We start from the raw sequence: 18,598 nt of genomic DNA, 5'->3' as shown, positions 1-18,598 counted from the left end.
AGGAGCAGCCTGTTGACCGATTTCGACGATTACGCGCCCGAGCCCGGCGGGCTCGCCGCCCGCGCCGCCGCTCTGGCGCAAGGGCCGCGCTATCTCGAGGGGCTGAACCCCGAGCAGCGGGCCGCGGTCGAGACGCTCGACGGGCCGGTTCTGGTGCTCGCGGGCGCCGGCACGGGCAAGACGCGCGCGCTCACGACGCGCATCGCCCATATCCTGCAGCTCGGCAAGGCGCGCGCCTATGAAATCATCGCCGTCACCTTCACCAACAAGGCGGCGCGCGAAATGCGCGAGCGCGTCGAGGCGCTGGTCGGCGAAGGCGCGCAGGCCATGCAATGGCTCGGCACCTTCCACGCCATCAGCGCCAAAATCATTCGCCGCCACGCCGAACTCGTGGGCCTGAAGCCCAATTTCACCATTCTCGACACCGACGACCAGATACGTCTGCTAAAACAGGTTCTGCAGGCCGAGAACATCGACGACAAACGCTGGCCCGCCCGCGCCCTCGCCATGCGCATCGACGGCTGGAAGAACCGCGGCCTGACGCCCGCGCAGGTTCCCGCGGGCGACGCCGAGAGTTTTGCGAACGGCAAGGGCGCCGCGCTTTACGCGCTCTATCAGGAGCGGCTCAAGATACTCAACGCCGTCGACTTCGGCGATCTGCTGCTCGAGTCACTGCGGCTCTTTCGCGAAAATCCGGACGTTCTCGCGGAATATCAAAAGCGCTTCAAATATATCCTCGTCGACGAATATCAGGACACGAATGTCGCACAATATCTGTGGCTGCGGCTGATTTCGCAGGGGCGGCGCAACGTGTGTTGCGTGGGCGACGACGACCAGAGCGTCTATGGCTGGCGCGGCGCGGAAGTCGAAAACATCCTGCGCTTCGAACAGGATTTTCCCGGCGCGAGGATCATCCGGCTCGAACGCAATTACCGCTCGACCGGCCACATCCTCGCCGCCGCCTCGCATCTCATCGCGCATAACGAGGACCGTCTCGGCAAGACGCTCTTCACCGACGGCGCCGCGGGCGACAAGGTGACGCTCACCGGCGTCTGGGACAGTCAGGAGGAAGCGCGCGTCATCGGAGAAGACATCGAGCAGCTCCACCGAAAAAGCCATTCGCTCGAAGAAATCGCCATCCTCGTGCGCGCGTCCTTCCAGATGCGCGAATTCGAGGAGCGCTTCGTCGAGATCGGCCTGCCCTATCGCATCATCGGCGGCCCGCGCTTCTATGAGCGCATGGAGATCAGGGACGCGCTCGCCTATCTGCGCTGCGTCGCGCAGCCCTCCGACGATCTCGCCTTCGAGCGCATCGTCAATACGCCCAAGCGCGGCCTCGGCGACGCGACGGTTCAGATGCTGCATGAATATGGGCGGCGCGAACGCATCCCGCTGATGCAGGCGGCGCGCGTCCTCGTCGAAACCGAGGAGCTGAAGCCGAAGCCGCGCGGCGCGCTGCGCGCGCTGATCTGCGATTTCGACCGCTGGCGCGAACTCATCGACGTGAAGCCGCAGCACGAACTCGCCGAAATGGTGCTCGACGAATCCGGCTACACGGAAATGTGGAGGCAGGACAAGACGCCCGAGGCCGCCGGCCGTCTCGAAAACCTGAAAGAGCTGGTGCGCGCGATGGAGGAGTTCCCCGACCTCGCCGCCTTCCTCGAACATGTCTCGCTCGTGATGGAGGCCGACGAAGCGAAGGAGCAGGAGCGCGTTTCGATCATGACGCTCCACGCAGCGAAGGGGCTTGAGTTCGAGACCGTTTATCTCCCCGGCTGGGAGGAAGGGCTCTTTCCGCATCAGCGCTCGCTCGACGAACAGGGCCGCGCCGGGCTCGAGGAAGAGCGCCGACTCGCCTATGTCGGCATCACGCGCGCCAAGCGTCGCGCGAAAATTTTCTTCGCGAGCAACCGCCGCATTCGCGGCCTGTGGCAGCCGACCGTGCCGTCGCGCTTCGTGGACAACCTTCCCCCGGATCACGTCGAGGTGGTCGAGGCGCCGGGCGGCTCGCAATATGGCTCCTATGGCGTCTCGCGCTTCGCCAATCTCGACGTCTATGGCTCGGATTATTCGACGCCCGGCTGGAAACGCGCAAAGGCGGGTGCGACATCCGCCCGGAGCGAACCCGCGCGGGAGACGCGGCCCTCCCGCGCGAAACAGCCGCTGACCATCGATGGAGAAGTGATTTCGCGCGCGTCGACCGCCGGGCGCTACACCGCCGGCGCGCGCGTGCTGCATCTGAAATTCGGCCCCGGAACGGTGGCGGCGGTGGACGGAAACAAGCTCACCGTCGATTTCGACAAGGCAGGAAGGAAAATGGTGCTGGAGAGTTTCGTGCAGGCGGGGTGAGGCGGCTTTGTCAAGTTTGATACATAGCTTGTCCCCGCAATTGAAGACCGTGCTCAGCCTTTAGCAGAGCGCGGGCTGGACGAAGGACTGAATCGCTCGGCCGCCTGACGTGGAGGCGCCCAGGGCGCCTCGACTGCGATAGCGATTTCGGCGTCGGCAAAACGCCCGCCCCACCCCGCATCGGCGCGCAACGTCTCGAAATCCCTCGGCTCTGGAATCGGCAGCCCGTCCTCCCGCATGCCCTCGGCCCAAAGCTCCAGCGCCTCGCCCGCCATTGCGAACAGGTCATCGATTTCATCGGCCGCCGAGAAACAGCCCGGCGCGTCCGGGAAAGTCATGCCATAGGCGCTGTTCTCGTCCTTGTGGACGATGACGATATAGGGCTTCATCGGGGCCGGTCTCTGCTGGGTCCGGGCATCATAACGTCAGCCGCCGGCCTTCGCCACACTCCTGCCATTCACCATGTGGCGCGCGGGCCACAGTCACCGAATTTCAACCATGACCGGCCGATACTGCGTCCCGGGCCGATTCACATGGGAGACGGGTCGCGTTACAGTTTGTGTAACCGAGGCGGATTGCTTGCGTCTGCGATGCGCCTATCTCCTGTTTCATCCGGCATTCGGAAATCGCGCCGAGAGACGGTTTCACGCGAGGGCGGCCATGCGGGCTTGCGCTTGGTTTTCACGGCATATCTGCGCTTCGGCGGCGGCGATTGCGGCCGTTGTCGCGGCGGCGTCGGCCTCGGCGCAGCAAAATCCGCCTCGCCGGGCCGACTTGTTCGCGCCGCCGGCGGCGATCGCGCTGACCGGCCTCGACAGGGCGGCGACCGCCGAACCTCTCGACCCGATCCTCGCCGCGCCGGCGGCGCCGCCGATCGTCGCCGTGCTCGACGCCCGAGTGCAAATCGTGAGCCCGGAGCCGGATGGCCTCGACCTCGCCTGGCAGCTTCTCGACGACGAGCATCGCGCGGTGGCGCTCGCGCTCGACGACTGGACCCGCGCGCCGGAAGTCGCCCGCGACTTTGAGCGCCGCCGCACGCGCGCGGCCATCGCGGCCGGCTATGCCGCTCGCGGCTTCGCGCCCTTCTGGATCGACGCCAACGGCTGGCGCGAAGGCGCAGCCTCCGCGCTGTCGCGGCTGAAGGACGCCCGCGACGACGGGCTCGATCTTCGCGCCTATAAATTGCCCGCCGCCGAAAAATCCGCGCCGGACGTAGCGGATGAACTTGCGCTGTCCGAGGCCGTCGCCGCTTACGCCCTGCAGGCGCGCGGCGGGCGCATCCAGCCCGGGCGCCTCTCGCGTCTCATCGGCGCCAAGACCACTCTGCCAGACCCGGCTCAGGCCGTGGCAGAGGTGGCCGCCGCCGGCTATCGCGCCGGAGAAACGCTGCAGGCGTTCAACCCGCCGCACTATGGCTATCAGCAACTGCGCGAGAAGCTCGCCGAACTGCGTTCGCAGCGCGCGGCGGGGTTGGCGGGCGCGGAGCGGGTCGCCTCCGCCGAAGAAGGGCTGCAGACCGACGCCGATCCGCCGCCGCTGAAGTCCCGGAAACGCCGCGCCGCGAGTGCGGCGGGCGCCTCGACATCGGCGCTGGAGGCGGAAATCGTCGCCAATATGGAGCGCTGGCGCTGGCTGCCGCGCGACCTCGGCGACGAGCGCATCGAGGTGAACATTCCGGACTTCGAGCTCGCCGTGGTGCGCGGCGGGATGGTCACCCATCGCACGCGCGTCATCGTGGGCAAGGAGCAGACGCCGACGCCGATCTTCTCCGATGAAATGGTGGAGATCATCGTCAACCCCTCCTGGTATGTGCCGCAGTCGATCATCCAGAAGGAATGGCATGGCGGCGTCGGCGCGGGCTATCAGGTATCCTATCGCAACGGGCAGATGGTCGTGCGCCAGCCGCCCGGCGAGAAGAACGCGCTCGGCCGGATCAAATTCGTCTTCCCCAATGATTTCGCCGTCTATATGCACGACACGCCGTCGCGCGGGCTCTTCGCCGCCTCGCATCGGGCCTTCAGCCATGGCTGCATGCGCGTCGACGATCCCTTCGCGCTGGCGGGAGCGGTGCTCGGGCCGGGGAGCGGCTGGTCCGAGGCGCGCGTGAAGAAGCTCATCGGCCCCAGCGAACGCTACATCAACCTCTCGAAGCCCCTGCCTGTCCACATCCAGTATTTCACCGCTTACGTGGATGAGGGCGGACGGCTAGTGCAGCGGCCGGACCTTTACGGCTATTCGGCGCGGGTGCGGAAGGCGCTGGGCCTGGGGGGCTAGATCACAGCCGCCCGGAAAACAGCGCTGCGCAGCCGACGATCTCGATAGAAACATCGCTGAAGCGCTTTTCAAGTTCGCGCTTCAGCGTTCCGGGATCGTCCTGCGTATTCGAGAAAACGCCCGCCCTGTTGTAATGAGCCATCAGCGCCCTCGCCGCCAAGCTGCGCTCGACCCCTTCGTGCAACAACGTCGATCCGAAAATGACGGCGCCGGGATTCATCAGCGGCTTCAGGAAATCGAACGCCCGCGCCTTGGTCGCCATGTCGCCGGGCAGGCAATGCAGCAGGTAGTTCACGCCGGCCGAGTCGAATTTCGCGCCGTCATACGCGATCTCCTCCAGAACATTGCGCACCGCGACTTCCGGCCGGTAACGCGCGATGCGGCGCGCGGCGAATTCCAGCGAATTGGGGTTCAGATCCATCAGCGCGACGCGCGGCGCGGGCGTCGGAAAGCGGCAGCGGTCGAGAAAATAGCCGGAGCCGACGCCGACATCGAGATGATTGCCGCTCACATGCCGGTCGTAATGCGCGAGGAGGCGCTCCGTCGGGCATTTCCATATCCAGCGGTTGGACAGGACGAGCACGCGCAGATCGTAGAATTGCAACATTCGCGGCGTGTAAATGGCCTGTCCGGCGTGGATCTGTTCGGGCGTGACGAACACTGAACGGCTCCGCAAAAACAATCGCCGGCGCAAGGGGTGACAAATCGGCCGGCGGCGTGGAAAAGCTTATCTCACATCACACAGAGGTTCGCTAAGCTTCCATGGCTCCCCCGCCCCTACTCGCGCTGCAAGGCGTAATGCTCACCCTCGGCGGCAAGCCGCTGCTCGAAGGCGCGGACCTTTCCGTCGCGCCCGGCGCGCGCGTCTGCCTCGTGGGGCGCAACGGCTCCGGAAAGTCGACGCTCCTGAAAATCGCGGCCGGAGAGATCGAGGCCGACGCCGGAACGCGCTTCCTGCAACCCGGCGCGAGTCTGCGCTATCTGCCGCAGGAGCCGGATTTCTCGGGCTTCGCCACGACGGCCGCTTACGCCGAGGCGGGGCTCGGACCGCTCGACGATCCCCATGTCGCCAGAACCCTGTTGCTCGAACTGGGGCTGACGGGCGAGGAAGATCCGTCGAGACTTTCCGGCGGCGAGGCCCGCCGCGCCGCCCTCGCCCGCGTGCTGGCGCCCGAGCCAGACATTCTGCTGCTCGACGAGCCGACGAATCATCTCGACCTGCCCACGATCCTCTGGCTCGAAGAGAAGCTCGCGTCCCTGCGCTCGGCGATGGTGCTGATCAGCCACGACCGCCGCTTCCTGCAGGATCTCACCCGCGAGACCGTCTGGATCGACCGCGGCCGCGCAAGGCACCTCTCGCGCGGCTTCGGCGAATTCGAGGCCTGGCGCGACCGCGAGCTGGAAGAGGAGGAGAAGCAGCAGCACAAGATCGATCGCAAGATCGTCGCGGAAGAACACTGGCTGCGCCATGGCGTCTCCGGTCGGCGCAAGCGCAATATGAAGCGCCTCGCGGGCCTTCACACGATGCGCGCCGAACGGCGCCAGCGCGTGATGCCGACGGGCGACGTGAAGCTGGAGGCGAGCGAGGCGCAGCTCTCCGGCAAGCTCGTTATCGAGGCGATCAAGCTGCGCAAGTCCTATGGCGAGCGGGTCATCGTCGACAATTTCACGACCCGTGTGTTGCGTGGCGACCGTCTCGGCGTCGTCGGGGCGAATGGCGCGGGCAAGACAACGCTGGTCAGCCTTCTCACCGGCGCGCTGGCCCCCGACAGCGGCAAGCTCAGGCTCGGCGCCAATCTCGAAATGGCGACGCTGGACCAGAGCCGCGCGAGCCTCAATCCCGAGACGACGCTCTCCGACGCCCTGACGGGCGGCGGGTCAGACACCGTCGAGATCAATGGCGAACGTCGCCATGTCGTCGGCTACATGAAGGACTTTCTGTTCAAGCCCGAACAGGCGCGCACCCCCATCGGCAAGCTCTCGGGAGGCGAGCGCGGGCGGCTGATGCTGGCGCGCGCGCTGGCGAAGCCGTCGAATCTCCTCGTGCTCGACGAGCCGACGAACGACCTCGATCTCGAAACGCTCGATCTGCTCGAGGAAATGCTCGCCGACTATCCCGGCACGCTGATCGTCGTCTCGCACGATCGCGACTTCCTCGACCGCATCGCGACAAGCGTTCTCATGAGCGAGGGCGAGGGCCGCTGGGTGGAATACGCCGGCGGCTATAGCGACATGGTCGCCCAGCGCGGCAAGGGGGTCGACGCGCGCGCCAGCGCCACGCCCGCGCGAGAGGCGCCGAAGGAAAAAGCGCCGCCGCGCGAGAAATCCGCGGCCAAAGCGAAACTTTCCTTCAAGGAGCAGCACGCGCTCACGACGCTGCCGGCGAAGATGGAGGAATTGCGCGTGAAACGCGCAAAACTGCAGGCGCTGCTGGACGACGCGGAGCTCTATGCGAAAGACCCCGCGAAATTCGCAAAGGCGAGCGAGGCTTTTGCAGCGGTGGAAGCCGAGCTTTCCGCCGCCGAGGAAGAATGGCTGGAGCTTGAGATCAAGCGCGAGGAGATAGAAGGGTAGCGCGGGCGATGAGCAAAACGAGCGGCCCCGCCATGAGCGGCCCCACCGCGAGCGCGAGCAGCGCATAGTCGAATTCGCCGGTCGCGCCCTTGATGAGGCCGACGAGGTAAGGGGCGGCGAAGCCCGAAACATTGCCGATCGAATTGATGACCGCGACGCCGACGACGGCGCCCGCGCCCGGCAGGGCGAGCGTCACGAAGCTCCAGAATGTCGGCATGCTGGCGAGCGTGCCGACGGCAGCGACGGAGAGCGCAATCATCGAAAAGAGCGGCGTCGGCGCATAGGCCGAAGCCGCCAGGCCGAGGCTCGCGACGAGCGACGCCAGCACGGTATGCGTGACGCGCTCGTTCTTGCGGTCGGAGCTTCGGCTCCACAGAACCATGGCGAGCGCGCCGAAAACAAAGGGAACGGCCGTAAGGAAACCCGCGGCGACGACATCGACGCCGAAAGCCTTGATGATCTGCGGCAGCCAGAAACCGAGCCCGTAGAGCGCGACGACAATGCCGAAATAGGCGACGCCGAGCGTCAGCACGCGCGGATCGCGCAGGGCGCGCCATGGGCTTTCGTCGACGGGTCCGCCCTCGCGCGCGAGCTCCGCCAGCAGCCAGTCGCGCTCCTGCGGCGTGAGCCATGAGGCGTCGGAGGGGCGGTCGGGCAAATAGAAATAGCACGCGACGCCCAGAAGCATCGCCGGCGCCGCTTCGATGAAGAAAAGCCATCGCCAGCCGGCGACGCCGAAGACGCCGTCCAGCCCGGAGAGGATAAGTCCCGAGAGAGGAGCGCCCACGACGCTCGACAGCGGAAGGGCCAGCAAAAAGGCGCCGATGATGCGCGCGCGCTGCGCCGCCGGTATCCAGTAGGTGAGATAGAGGATGACGCCCGGCGAAAAGCCCGCCTCCGCTAGGCCCAGCATCACGCGCAGCACGACGAAACTGGTTCCGTCCCACACGAAGGCGGTGAGCGCGGAAACCAGCCCCCAGCTCACCATGATGCGCGCCATCCAGACGCGCGCGCCGACGCGGTGCAGGATGTAATTGCTCGGCGCCTCCAGCAGGCAATAGCCGATGAAGAAGGAGCCCGCCGCCCAGCCGAAGAATTCCGGCGTGAAAGCGAGATCCTTGTTCATGGTGAGGGCGGCGAAGCCGACATTCACCCGGTCGAGATAGGCGACGAAAAATGCGGTGACGAGGATCGGGATGAGCCGTCGCGCGACTTTCGCGACCACCCGCTCTCCGTCTATCTCCTGCGCCGTTCGTCGAGCCGCGCGGGCGAGGACGTCCGTCACTAGCGCAATTCGAAGCCGAGCGCGTTCAGCGCCGCGCGCAGCCGGTCGCGGCCGCTCATGGCGTCGGTTCCGCGCACGCGCGAAAGCACCTGACGGATCCAGCCCTGTTCGGGGAGGCCCTGCTCCCTCTGGAAATCCTTGAACTTCGCGTCGAGCGTCTCGATCGCCTCGCGCTGCGCGTCGCCCCACTGATACTGCTCGCGATGCAGCACCGCCGCCTGACCGAGGCGCGGCTTGACGCCGGCGTTGGCCGCAGGGTCCGGGACGCCGACGGTCATGCCGAAAACCGCGAAGACATTGGGCGGGAGGTTCAGTTCCTTCGCCACTTCCTCGGGCTTGTTGCGCATGGCGCCGATGTAGCAGCAGCCGAGCCCCAGCGCCTCCAGCGCGACGACGGCGTTCTGCGCGGCGAGCGCGGCGTCGACGACGCCGGTCATGAAGATTTCGAGATAGGGAAGCGCGGCGGCGTCGCGGCCCTTCTCACGCCCGAGATTTTCGAGGCGCGCGAGGTCGCACAGCCAGATCAGGAAAAGCTTGCAGTCACGAATGTGCTTCTGCCCGCCGGCGAGGTCCGCGAGACGAATCTTGCGGTCCTCGTCCTCGACCGCGACGACGCTCCAGACCTGAAGATTGGAGGAGGTGGAGGCCGATTGCGCGGCGGCGACGATGGTCTCCAGCGCGCCGGGCGGCAGGGGCTGATCGAGATAATTGCGGTGCGACCGATGCGCGAGAATGAGATCGAGCGTGTCGTTCCAGATCGCCGGACGCGGCGAATCCGCTCGGCGGTAGCGCTCGAACATGGCGGCGGCGCCGCGCGCGTCGAAAGTGTCGGGGGTGACGGGCTTGTTCATCTATCTTCCAGGATTTTCTCGGCGGGGCCGTAAATAGCGGCGCCGGGCGCGAGAGCCTGGCGCATGTCCCGGTCAATCTAGCAAGCCGCGAGCGCCGCTCCAAGAACCTCGCGGCGCTGCAGCAATACATAGACGTTACGCGCGGCCCACCCTCCCAAAGAGGGGGAGGGTGGAGATCGTCATCTCCCGAGCCCGAGCCAGCGCAGGACCTGCCCGCCGATGCCGTCGCTCTTCTCGACTGAGGCCGTGGGGCGCGGCTCGTCGGCCGTCGCGCGGCGCGGCACGAGGATCGCGCGGAAGTCGTTGACGTTGGTGCGCGTCGGGCCCGTCACCACCAGATCGCCGAGCGCCTCGAAGGCCGTGAAGGCGTCGTTATTGGCGAAAAGCGCCTTGAGGTCGACGCCCTTCGCTTGCGCGCGCGCGAAACTGTCGGGGGTCATGATGGCGCCGGCGTTGGTCTCGACGCCGTCGATGCCGTCCGTGTCGCAGGCGATGGCCGAAATGTCGCCGAAGCCTTCGAGCGCCAGCGTCAGACCCAGAAGGAACTCGGCGTCGCGGCCGCCCTTGCCATTGCCGCGCACCGTGACGGTCGTCTCGCCCCCGGAGATGATGGCGACCGGCGGCTCGAATGGCTGGCCGTGAAGCGCGATCTGTCGGGCGATTCCGGCATGGACCAGCGCCACGTCTCGCGATTCGCCTTCGAGGTCGCCGAGGATGCAGGGCGTGAAGCCCGCATCGCGCGCGACTGCGGCGGCGGCGTCGAGCGAGCCCTGCGGCGTCGCGATGAGAATGTTATCGACGCGGTTGAAGATGGCGTCGCCCGGCTTGGGGGTCTCGCAATCAGGGCTGGAGAGGTGCGTCAGCACAGCTTCCGGCGCGTTGATGCCATATTTCCTGATGACCGCGAGCGCATCCTCGCGCGTCGTCGGATCGGGAACGGTTGGGCCGGAAGCGATGACGGAAAGATCGTCGTTCGGCACGTCGGAAATCATCAGCGCGACGACGCGCGCGGGCGCGGCCGCAGCGGCGAGCTTGCCGCCCTTGATGGCCGAGAGATGCTTGCGGACGCAATTCATCTCGGAAATATTGGCGCCGCTCTTCAGCAGCGCCTTGTTGACCGCCTGCTTTTCTTCGAGCGTCACGCCCTCGGCCGGAAGCGCCATCAGCGCCGAGCCGCCGCCGGAGATCAACGCCAGCACGAGATCGTCCTCGGTGAGGCCCTGAACCTTCTGCAGGATGCGCTTCGCGGCCTCGCGGCCGGCGGCGTCGGGGACCGGGTGCGACGCCTCGATCACCTCGATCTGCTTCGTTTCCGCGCCATGCTCGTAGCGCGTGACGACGAGGCCTTCGAGGGGCCCGCCCTTCCAGTGCTTTTCAACCGCCGCCGCCATGGAGGCGGCCGCCTTGCCGGCGCCGATGACGATCGTGCGGCCCCTGGGCGGCGTGATCTTCTCGAGATGCTGCGGCAGGCAGACGGAAGGATGCGCGGCGCCGACGGCGGCGTCGAACATGGCGCGGAGTAGCTGGCGGGGATCGTCAGACATTGGGTGCTTTCCGGGAGAAACTTTCGGGATTTGCGGCATGCCGCCCCAAAAAACCTCCCCCGCGTCGCGGGAGAGGGAGTATCGGCGATCAGCGTTAGCGGAAACGCTGGCGCGGCGCCCCGGCCATTTTCCCCTTCTGCGAGGAAGGTCGGAAGAGGCGCGGAGGCGTTTTTACGCCTCGGCCATCGCGTTGGCCTTTTCGATCAGCGCTTCGGCCATGCGGATCGAAGCGATGTCGATGAGACGGCCGTCGAGCGACACAGCGCCCTTGCCTTCCTTCGCGGCCTGCGCCATCGCGTCGAGAATGCGACGGGCCTTGGTGACTTCCGCCTCGGAGGGCGTGAACACCTGGTTGGCCAGCTCGATCTGCGACGGATGAATCGCCCACTTGCCTTCATAACCGAGCACGGCGGCGCGCTTGGCGGCGGCGATGTAGCCTTCCGGATCGTTGAAGTCGCCGAACGGGCCGTCGATCGGACGCAGGCCGTAGGCGCGGCAGGCGACCATCATGCGCGTCTGCGCCGCGTGCCACTGGTCCATCCAGAAATACTCGCGGGCGCCGTCCTTGTCCTTGTCGGACAACACGCCGTAATCCGGGTTCACGCCGCCGATGACGGTGGTGCGGGCGCGGGTCGACGCGGCGTAGTCGGCGACGCCGAAGGACATGGCCTCGAGGCGCTTCGACGACTGGGCGATGGCTTCGACGTTCGCCATGCCGAGGGCGGTCTCGATCAGGATCTCGATGCCGATGCGCTTGGTGCGCTTCTTGTACTGCTCGATCTGCGTGATCATCATGTCGATCGCGTAGACGTCGGCCGGCACGCCGACCTTGGGAATCAGCACCACGTCGAGACGCGGACAGTTCTCGAGCACGTCGACGACGTCGCGATAGCAGTACTGCGTGTCGAGGCCGTTGATGCGCAGCGTCATCACCTTCTTGCCCCAATCGATGTCGTTGAGGCCCTGGATGATGTTCTTGCGCGCCTGCTCCTTGTCGTCGGGCGCAACGGCGTCCTCGAGGTCGAGGAAGATCTGGTCGGCCTTCGACTGCGCGGCCTTCTCGAACATGCCCGGCGCCGAGCCCGGCACGGCGAGTTCGGAGCGGTGCAGGCGCGGCGTGGCCTGCTCGATCAAAGTGAAGCTCATAACAATTCCCCTTCTGTTGGAGTTATTAGCCGGTGGCCCCGAGGCCAGCGGCGATGCAACTGATCGAAATCAGCAGAGGCACTTTCACTTCCTCTTTCGCTGCTTCGTCCTGCGCGGATCGGAACCGGCGCAGCAATTCCACCTGCTCGCGGTTCACTTCATTGATGGTCTGCAGACGATGCGACAGACGCGCCTGATATTCCTTGAAGCGGTCGCACAATTCGGCGCTGCCGGTGACGCGCAGCACGATGTCGCGGGTCAGCGCATATTCGTCCTCGATCGCTTTGAAGACCTTTTCTCGCACGGCTTCGTCCTCGACGAGGCTGGCGTATTGCCGGGCGATGGAGATGTCGACGAGCGCGAGAGTCTTCTCCACCTCGTCGAGAATGAGGCGGAAGAGGCGTGAATGTTCGAACATGCGGCGCAGAAGTTCGAGCCCGCGGTCGCCGCGCGCGTCGAGAAAGGCTTTCAGGCCCGAGCCGACGCCATACCAGCCGGTGATCGAATGGCGGTTCTGCGCCCATGCGAAGACCCACGGGATCGCGCGCAGATCGGCGAGGCTTTTTGCGCCGAAGCGGCGCGCCGGGCGCGAGCCGATGTTGAGCAGCGAAATTTCCTCGAGCGGGCTCGCCGCCTGAAAATAGACGACAAGGTCCGGATCGCCGACGAATTTCGCGTAGGACGCGAAGGACGCGGCCGAAATTTCGTCGAGCGCCGCGTCGAATTCGGCGTGCGGCGCCAGCGCTTCCTCACGTTCCGACTTCAGCGCATGGGCGAAGACCGACGAGGCGAGCAGCTCCATCTGATAGGCCGCCGTTCCGCGGTTGGCGTATTTGAAGGAGACGACCTCGCCCTGCTCCGTTACGCGGAAGCGGCCGCGGATGGAGCCCGCGGGTTGCGCGGCGATGGCGTGCCCCGTCGGCGCGCCGCCGCGCGAGACCGAGCCGCCGCGGCCATGGAAGAAGGCGATCGCGATGTCCATCTCGCGCCCGACCTCGGTGAGGCGCGCCTGCGCCTTGAACAGCTCCCAGTTCGACGAAAGGAAGCCGCCGTCCTTGTTGCTGTCGGAGTAGCCGATCATCACTTCCTGAAGATCGCCCTGCGATTGCGTGCTGCGGCGCACGACCGGAATCTGCAGCAGGTCGCGCATGATCGCGGGCGCCGCCTGCAGATCGGTGATGGTCTCGAAGAGCGGCACGATCGGCAGGGTCACATGGTCGACGCCAGCCTTGTCGGCGAAGAGACCCGCCTCTTTCGCCAGCAGATAGACGCCGATCACATCCGACGCCGACGACGTCATCGACAGAATGAAGCTGCCGAAGGCCTCACGGTCGAGCCGCGCGCGCAGGTCGGCGACAACCTCGAACATCTCGATCACGTCGCGCGTCTCGGGCGAAAGGCTGTCGCGCGGAATGGGCGCGCCGCGCGGCGCCGAGAGTTCAGCGATCAGCCATTCCCGCCACTCGGGCGACTGCCTTTCAGGCGGCGTCTCGCCTCCGGTTTTCACGCGCCAGATTTCGTGCAGCGCCTGGGTGGTGCGGGTCGTATTCTGGCGGATGTCGAGACGCACCGTGCTGAAGCGGAATATCTCCACCGCGCGGCGGAACGGCCGGACGAGATCATTCGCCAGCGCGTCGCTCTTGATCTCCTTCAGCGCGGCTTCGAGCAGCAGGAGATCGCCGATCAATTCGTCGGCGCTGCCATAACGCGGCCCGGCCGTCGGCTCGTCCTTCGTGGCGAGGAGCGTTTGATCGATCTTGCGCAGGACGGTGGTGACGTATTGGCGATAGGGCTCGTTGTGATTGCGCGCGGCGATCGCCGCGCCGTCGGGAAGCTGCTCGAGGCGGCGAGCGAGCTCCGTGCGGAAAGCGTCGGGAATCGTCGTGGCGCGCTCGCTGATCGAGAGCGCGCGAATGAGATCGACGACGCGGCTGCGATAGTAGTTCAGGCTCGCCGTGGCGTTGTCGCGCATCGTGCGGCGCGTCACCTCATTGGTGACGAAAGGATTGCCGTCGCGGTCGCCGCCGATCCAGGAGCCGAACTGGAAGAAGGGCGTGACCTCGAATGTTTCGTTGGGGTAATGGCGCTTCAGCGCCCGCTCGAAGGAGGAGAGAAGCTCGGGCGCGAGGTCGAAAATGCTCTCCTGGAAGAAGTGCTGGCCCCAGGCCACTTCATGTTCGACCGTCGGCTTTTCCAGATGCAGCTCGCCCGTCAGCCACAGCAGTTCGACCTGATCGTAGATCGACTTCACCAGCGCCTCGCGCTCGCGGTCGGTCCAGCGCGTGGACTCGAGTTCGCGCAGCAGCAGATAGATGCGGCGGTATTTTTCGAGGATCGAGACGCGCTTGGCTTCGGTCGGGTGGGCGGTGATGACAGGGCGAATGCGCAGCGTCTGCAGCTGCGCATGAAGCTCTTCCGGCGTCACGCCGGCGGCCGCGGCGCTGGAAAGCACATAGTCGAAGGTGCCGAGGAGCTTGTCGTGGCCCTTTTCGCGCTCGATGCGCCGGCGCCGGCGCATGGCGTAGGCCTGTTCGGCGATGGAGACGAGCTGGAAGATGATGCCTTGCGCCTGAAGCGCGCGCGCCATCTGCTTCGGCGCGAGGCCGGCCCCGGCTTTCGAGTCGCGCACGACGGCCTCGATCTCCGGCATGTGACGATGGATGACGGCCAGCAACTGATCGCGCAGGAAGGCCGACGCCTCCGTGACCGAACGCGTCGCGAAAGCGGACGGCAGAGCTGTCGGGGCGGCGCTGCTGATCTTCTGTGTCTCGGCGGTCATGGGAACTCCCTGCGCGTGCGACGCCATCGTCGATGCGGCGGTTCGGTTCGCCCCCGTCTCGCCCGCGTGCGGGAAAGACGGGTCTGGCGAACCTCGGGACGGCGGCGGCTACGCCGCCTATATCCGTCAGTCGTTGGCGCGAAGCCGGCGCGTCAGGCGCGCTTGAGAACCTTGGCGACGGTCGTGCCGAACTCGGCCGGATTCGGCGCAACGGTCAGACCGTAGGACTTCATGATCTCGGTCTTCTCCACCGCGCTGTCGCCCGTCGCGGAAATGATCGCGCCGGCGTGGCCCATGCGGCGGCCCTTCGGCGCCGTGAGGCCGGCGACGAAGCCGATCACGGGCTTGGAGAAATTCTCCTTGATCCAGGCGGAGGCCTCGGCCTCCTGCGGGCCGCCGATCTCGCCGATGAGCAGCACGGCCTCGGTCTCCGGGTCCTTGTCGAAGAGGACGAGGTGGTCGAGGAAGGAGGAGCCGTTGATCGGATCGCCGCCGATGCCGACCGAGGTCGAGATGCCGAGGCCCAATTCCTTGAGCTGCGACGCCGCCTCATAGCCGAGCGTGCCGGAGCGCGAGATGAGGCCCACCGAGCCTTTCGCGTAGATGTGGCCGGGCATGATGCCGAGCATCGCCTTGCCCGGCGAGATGATGCCGGCGCAGTTGGGGCCGACCATCATCGGACGGCGGTCCTTGGGGAAGCGCAGGAAATAGCGCTTCACCTTCATCATGTCCTGCGCCGGAATGCCGTCGGTGATGGAGCAGATGAGGCGGATGCCCGCGTCCGCCGCCTCCATGATCGCGTCCGCGCAGAAGGCCGGGGCGACGAAGGTGATCGACGCCTGCGCGCCGGTCGCCTTCACCGCTTCCTTCACCGTGTTGAAGACCGGGACGCCGTGATGGGTCTTGCCGCCCTTGCCAGGAGTGACGCCGGCCACGACATTGCTGCCGTATTCGATCATCTCTTTGGCGTGGAAGCTGCCCTTGTCGCCGGTGATGCCCTGGATGAGGATGGGCGTTTTTTCGTCGATGAGAATGCTCATGATGTCGTTCCCCGGCGATTATTTCGTGCTCAGATAGGCGGCGACGGCCTTCTGGGCGGCGTCGGCGAGCGTATCGGCCTGGATGATCGGAATGCCGCTCTCGGAAATGATCTTCTTGCCGGCTTCGACATTGGTGCCGGCGAGACGCACGACGAGCGGGACTCCCTCGAGCTTCTCGGCGCGCACCGCGTCGACGACGCCCTGCGCCACCCAGTCGCAGCGGTTGATGCCGGCGAAGATGTTGACCAGCACCACCTTCACGCGGCGGTCGGACAGAACGAGGCGGAAGGCGGTCGCGACGCGCTCGGGCGAGGCGCCGCCGCCGACGTCGAGGAAGTTCGCCGGATTGCCGCCGGCGTGCTTGATCATGTCCATGGTCGCCATGGCGAGGCCCGCGCCATTGACGATGCAGCCGATCTCGCCGTCGAGGCCAATGTAATTGAGGCTGTGCTCGGCCGCCTGCGCTTCGCGCGGGTCGCTCTGCGAGGGATCGTTCATGTCGACGATGTTGCGGCGGCGGAACAGCGCGTTGTCGTCGAAGGACATCTTCGCGTCGAGCGCGAGAACCTTGTCGTCCTTGGTGATGACGAGCGGATTGATCTCGAGCATGGTCGCGTCATTGTCGCGGAAGGCGCGATAGGCGCCCATGATCGTCTGGACCGCGCGCGACACCTGCTTGAGATTGAGGCCGAGCTGGAAGGCGAGCTCGCGGGCCTGGAACTGTTGCAGGCCGACGGCCGGCTCGACGATGACCTGAAGCAGCTCGTCCGGCGCCGTGCGGGCGATCTCCTCGATGTCCATGCCGCCATGCTTGGAGGCGATGACGCGCACGCGCTCCAGTTTGCGGTCCAGAACGTAACCGAGATAGATCTCGCGCTCGAAGGGATCGGCGACCTCGACATAGACGCGCTGGACCGGCTTGCCCTCGGGGCCCGTCTGCGAGGTGACGAGCCGCTTGCCGAGGAGATCGCGGGCCGCCTGCTGCACTTCATGGTAGGTGCGGCAGAGTTTCACGCCGCCCGCCTTGCCGCGCGCGCCGGCGTGGATCTGCGCCTTCACGACCCAATGCGAGCCGCCGAGTTCGGTGGCGGCGTAGACCGCCTGGTCCGGGCTGAACGCCACGGTGCCCGGCGGGATCGCCACGCCATGGCTCGCCAGAATTTCCTTGGCTTGATACTCGTGGACGTCCATCTCGGTCCTCCCCTCGCAATGCTTTTGTCGCGCGGCTGAAATCAGCCGCCGATCTTGTCTTTCACCGTCTGGTAGACCGCTTCGGTCTCCGTCGCCGCCTTGGCGAGCAGCGCATTGACCTCGGCCAGCTGCTTCTCGGCGAAGTCGCGGTCCTTGATCGACTTGGCGTTGATGAAGACGTTGAGCGCGCAGGAACGCAGGCCCGCATTGGCCGCCAGCACGGCGACGCCGGCGTCGCTGATGACGTTGAGATTGCCCTTGTCGGCCGCTTCCTTCGAGAGAGCGATGACGTCGTAGCAGATCTTGCAGGTGTGCAGCGGCGCGAGCGTCGCGGCCTTCAGCGCGGACTGGATCGCTTCCGAACGCTTCGCCTTTTCCTCTTCGGTCGCGCGGGGCAGGCCATAGGCGCCCATCAGCGTGTTGAAGGCGACCACGTCCTCGTCGATCCCCCTGGTCAGCTCGGCGCGCAGCTCTTCGGCCTTCGCGAGCGTCTTCTTGAGATCCTCGGAGACGGCCTCGTAGTTCTTCTTGCCGATCGTGAGATTGCAGACCATCGACACGAGCGCCGCGCCCATGGCGCCGGAGAGCGCCGCCGCGCCGCCGCCGCCCGGGGTCGGCGCGTCGCTGGCGAGTTCGTCGAGGAATTTGCCGATCGTTTCGTTCTTAGCGCTCATGTCAATCCTCGAAATCAGGCCAGTTCTTTCGCCTGGGCGTAAATGTTCTCGCAGTCGAACACCTGGTCGGCGCTCTCGAAGAGCTTGCCGACGCATTCGCGATGCAGCTTCAGCTTGAGGCCGCCGAGGCCCAGCGCGCCGATGACGATCTTGCCATGGCGCTCCTTGGCCTTGTCGATCGCCTCGACGCCGCCAATGCCGAGCGGCGGTTGCGCGTTGCAGTCGGCGATGAGTTCGATCGTCGGATCGTTCTGCCAGTCCTTCTCGTCGAGCAGCGGCACGCCGATGGCGCCGGCCGCGAAGACGATCTGCGCGCCCTTCACGGCCTGCGCGCGCGCGGCGTTGTCCACGGCCTCGATCGCCGCCGGCAGGAAGCCGAAGCGCTCATGAATGGCCTTGGCGGCGGCGTCCGCGCGCGACTGCTGGCGCGAGGTGATGGCGACTTCCGCGCCCTCGATGTTCAGCATCGCGGCGGCGCGCATGCCGACGGGGCCGGTGCCGGCGAGCACCACGGCCTTTTTGCCGGCGAGCGGCTTCGCCTTGGCGAGCAGCGCGACGCCGGCCGCGGCCGTCGTGTTGGAGCCGTTCGAATCCAGCATGGCGGAGACGCGGAAGTTGGAGAAGAAGCGCTTCTTCACCGCCTTGAACACCGCCTCGCCGGCGGTCATGGAGCCGCCGCCGACGAAGATCGCCGTATATTGCTTCTCCTTCGGGCCGCGCGTGTAGATGCAGCCGTCGACGAGCGCGCCGACGTTCTCCGGGTTCACGCCGCCATAGCCGATGATGCGATCGGCGCCGCCGTCATATCCCACAACTGTGTCGAAGACGCTGGGAACGGGATCGGTGTCGAAGAGGAAGAGAAGTTTCTTGGTCATTTGCGTCTCGTTCTAT

General features: G+C 66.2%; 14 protein-coding genes. 3 read left to right on the top strand and 11 right to left on the bottom strand.

Going from position 1 to position 18,598, the window contains the following annotated elements; genetic code table 11:
- The first annotated feature begins 12 nt into the window (after positions 1-12).
- Positions 13-2,349: an ATP-dependent helicase gene (locus LG047_RS11550; RefSeq protein WP_227966819.1), complete on the top strand. Its 2,337-nt coding sequence runs from the start codon at positions 13-15 to the stop codon at positions 2,347-2,349.
- Between the two features lie 53 nt (positions 2,350-2,402).
- Here the strand turns inward: LG047_RS11550 and LG047_RS11545 are convergent, their stop codons facing one another.
- A complete protein-coding gene (locus tag LG047_RS11545; RefSeq protein ID WP_227966817.1) occupies positions 2,403-2,738 on the bottom strand; it encodes a type II toxin-antitoxin system HicB family antitoxin in 336 nt (111 codons plus the stop codon).
- A 271-nt stretch (positions 2,739-3,009) separates the two neighbouring features.
- Between LG047_RS11545 and LG047_RS11540 the strand changes: the two genes are divergently transcribed.
- Positions 3,010-4,623, top strand: a complete 1,614-nt coding sequence (locus tag LG047_RS11540) for a L,D-transpeptidase family protein (RefSeq protein ID WP_227966815.1) — start codon at positions 3,010-3,012, stop codon at positions 4,621-4,623.
- 1 nt (position 4,624) lies between these two features.
- Here the strand turns inward: LG047_RS11540 and LG047_RS11535 are convergent, their stop codons facing one another.
- Positions 4,625-5,230, bottom strand: a complete 606-nt coding sequence (locus LG047_RS11535; RefSeq protein ID WP_255679732.1) for a class I SAM-dependent methyltransferase — start codon at positions 5,228-5,230, stop codon at positions 4,625-4,627.
- Positions 5,231-5,385: 155 nt separating this feature from the next.
- Here LG047_RS11535 and LG047_RS11530 point away from each other — a divergent pair, with 155 nt between their 5' ends.
- On the top strand, positions 5,386-7,197 hold the full coding sequence (locus LG047_RS11530) for an ABC-F family ATP-binding cassette domain-containing protein (RefSeq protein ID WP_227966811.1): 1,812 nt from the start codon (positions 5,386-5,388) through the stop codon (positions 7,195-7,197).
- On the opposite strand, the gene LG047_RS11525 is transcribed toward LG047_RS11530, so the two are convergent.
- The 9 genes from LG047_RS11525 to LG047_RS11485 form a co-directional block, all read right to left on the bottom strand.
- Positions 7,172-8,482 carry an MFS transporter gene (locus tag LG047_RS11525; RefSeq protein ID WP_227966810.1) on the bottom strand — a complete coding sequence of 437 codons (1,311 nt, stop codon included), beginning with the start codon at positions 8,480-8,482 and terminating at the stop codon, positions 7,172-7,174. The genes LG047_RS11530 and LG047_RS11525 overlap by 26 nt on opposite strands.
- Positions 8,482-9,333 carry an NADPH-dependent oxidoreductase gene (locus LG047_RS11520; protein WP_227966809.1) on the bottom strand — a complete coding sequence of 284 codons (852 nt, stop codon included), beginning with the start codon at positions 9,331-9,333 and terminating at the stop codon, positions 8,482-8,484. Before LG047_RS11520 ends, LG047_RS11525 begins: the two co-directional genes overlap by 1 nt.
- 179 nt (positions 9,334-9,512) lie before the next feature.
- The gene (locus LG047_RS11515; protein ID WP_227966808.1) at positions 9,513-10,877 is read right to left on the bottom strand and encodes a glycerate kinase; all 1,365 of its coding nucleotides are present in this window, start codon (positions 10,875-10,877) and stop codon (positions 9,513-9,515) included.
- Between the two features lie 171 nt (positions 10,878-11,048).
- A complete protein-coding gene (locus LG047_RS11510; RefSeq protein ID WP_036284923.1) occupies positions 11,049-12,023 on the bottom strand; it encodes a CoA ester lyase in 975 nt (324 codons plus the stop codon).
- Positions 12,024-12,048: 25 nt separating this feature from the next.
- Positions 12,049-14,802: a phosphoenolpyruvate carboxylase gene (locus LG047_RS11505; RefSeq protein ID WP_227966807.1), complete on the bottom strand. Its 2,754-nt coding sequence runs from the start codon at positions 14,800-14,802 to the stop codon at positions 12,049-12,051.
- A gap of 152 nt (positions 14,803-14,954) precedes the next feature.
- A complete protein-coding gene (sucD, locus tag LG047_RS11500; protein ID WP_227966806.1) occupies positions 14,955-15,842 on the bottom strand; it encodes a succinate--CoA ligase subunit alpha in 888 nt (295 codons plus the stop codon).
- Positions 15,843-15,860: 18 nt separating this feature from the next.
- Positions 15,861-17,033, bottom strand: a complete 1,173-nt coding sequence (locus LG047_RS11495; protein WP_036284914.1) for a malate--CoA ligase subunit beta — start codon at positions 17,031-17,033, stop codon at positions 15,861-15,863.
- A gap of 41 nt (positions 17,034-17,074) precedes the next feature.
- On the bottom strand, positions 17,075-17,707 hold the full coding sequence (fchA, locus tag LG047_RS11490) for a methenyltetrahydrofolate cyclohydrolase (protein WP_227966804.1): 633 nt from the start codon (positions 17,705-17,707) through the stop codon (positions 17,075-17,077).
- Between the two features lie 14 nt (positions 17,708-17,721).
- The gene (locus LG047_RS11485; RefSeq protein ID WP_227966801.1) at positions 17,722-18,582 is read right to left on the bottom strand and encodes an NADP-dependent methylenetetrahydromethanopterin/methylenetetrahydrofolate dehydrogenase; all 861 of its coding nucleotides are present in this window, start codon (positions 18,580-18,582) and stop codon (positions 17,722-17,724) included.
- Positions 18,583-18,598 lie beyond the last annotated feature (16 nt).

Origin of the sequence: Methylocystis sp. WRRC1 (assembly GCF_020733155.1) — a bacterium.
Taxonomy (GTDB): Bacteria; Pseudomonadota; Alphaproteobacteria; order Rhizobiales; family Beijerinckiaceae; genus Methylocystis.
This window is presented reverse-complemented; position numbering and strand designations above follow the sequence as displayed.

What these genes read in the sequence shown, in the direction of transcription:
- LG047_RS11545 (WP_227966817.1), bottom strand. Translation starts at nt 2,738, where the DNA reads ATGAAGCCCTATATCGTCATCGTCCACAAGGACGAGAACAGCGCCTAT.
- LG047_RS11540 (WP_227966815.1), top strand. Translation starts at nt 3,010, where the DNA reads ATGCGGGCTTGCGCTTGGTTTTCACGGCATATCTGCGCTTCGGCGGCG.
- LG047_RS11535 (WP_255679732.1), bottom strand. Translation starts at nt 5,230, where the DNA reads ATGTTGCAATTCTACGATCTGCGCGTGCTCGTCCTGTCCAACCGCTGG.
- LG047_RS11530 (WP_227966811.1), top strand. Translation starts at nt 5,386, where the DNA reads ATGGCTCCCCCGCCCCTACTCGCGCTGCAAGGCGTAATGCTCACCCTC.
- LG047_RS11520 (WP_227966809.1), bottom strand. Translation starts at nt 9,333, where the DNA reads ATGAACAAGCCCGTCACCCCCGACACTTTCGACGCGCGCGGCGCCGCC.
- LG047_RS11515 (WP_227966808.1), bottom strand. Translation starts at nt 10,877, where the DNA reads ATGTCTGACGATCCCCGCCAGCTACTCCGCGCCATGTTCGACGCCGCC.
- LG047_RS11510 (WP_036284923.1), bottom strand. Translation starts at nt 12,023, where the DNA reads ATGAGCTTCACTTTGATCGAGCAGGCCACGCCGCGCCTGCACCGCTCC.
- LG047_RS11505 (WP_227966807.1), bottom strand. Translation starts at nt 14,802, where the DNA reads ATGACCGCCGAGACACAGAAGATCAGCAGCGCCGCCCCGACAGCTCTG.
- sucD (WP_227966806.1), bottom strand. Translation starts at nt 15,842, where the DNA reads ATGAGCATTCTCATCGACGAAAAAACGCCCATCCTCATCCAGGGCATC.
- LG047_RS11495 (WP_036284914.1), bottom strand. Translation starts at nt 17,033, where the DNA reads ATGGACGTCCACGAGTATCAAGCCAAGGAAATTCTGGCGAGCCATGGC.
- fchA (WP_227966804.1), bottom strand. Translation starts at nt 17,707, where the DNA reads ATGAGCGCTAAGAACGAAACGATCGGCAAATTCCTCGACGAACTCGCC.
- LG047_RS11485 (WP_227966801.1), bottom strand. Translation starts at nt 18,582, where the DNA reads ATGACCAAGAAACTTCTCTTCCTCTTCGACACCGATCCCGTTCCCAGC.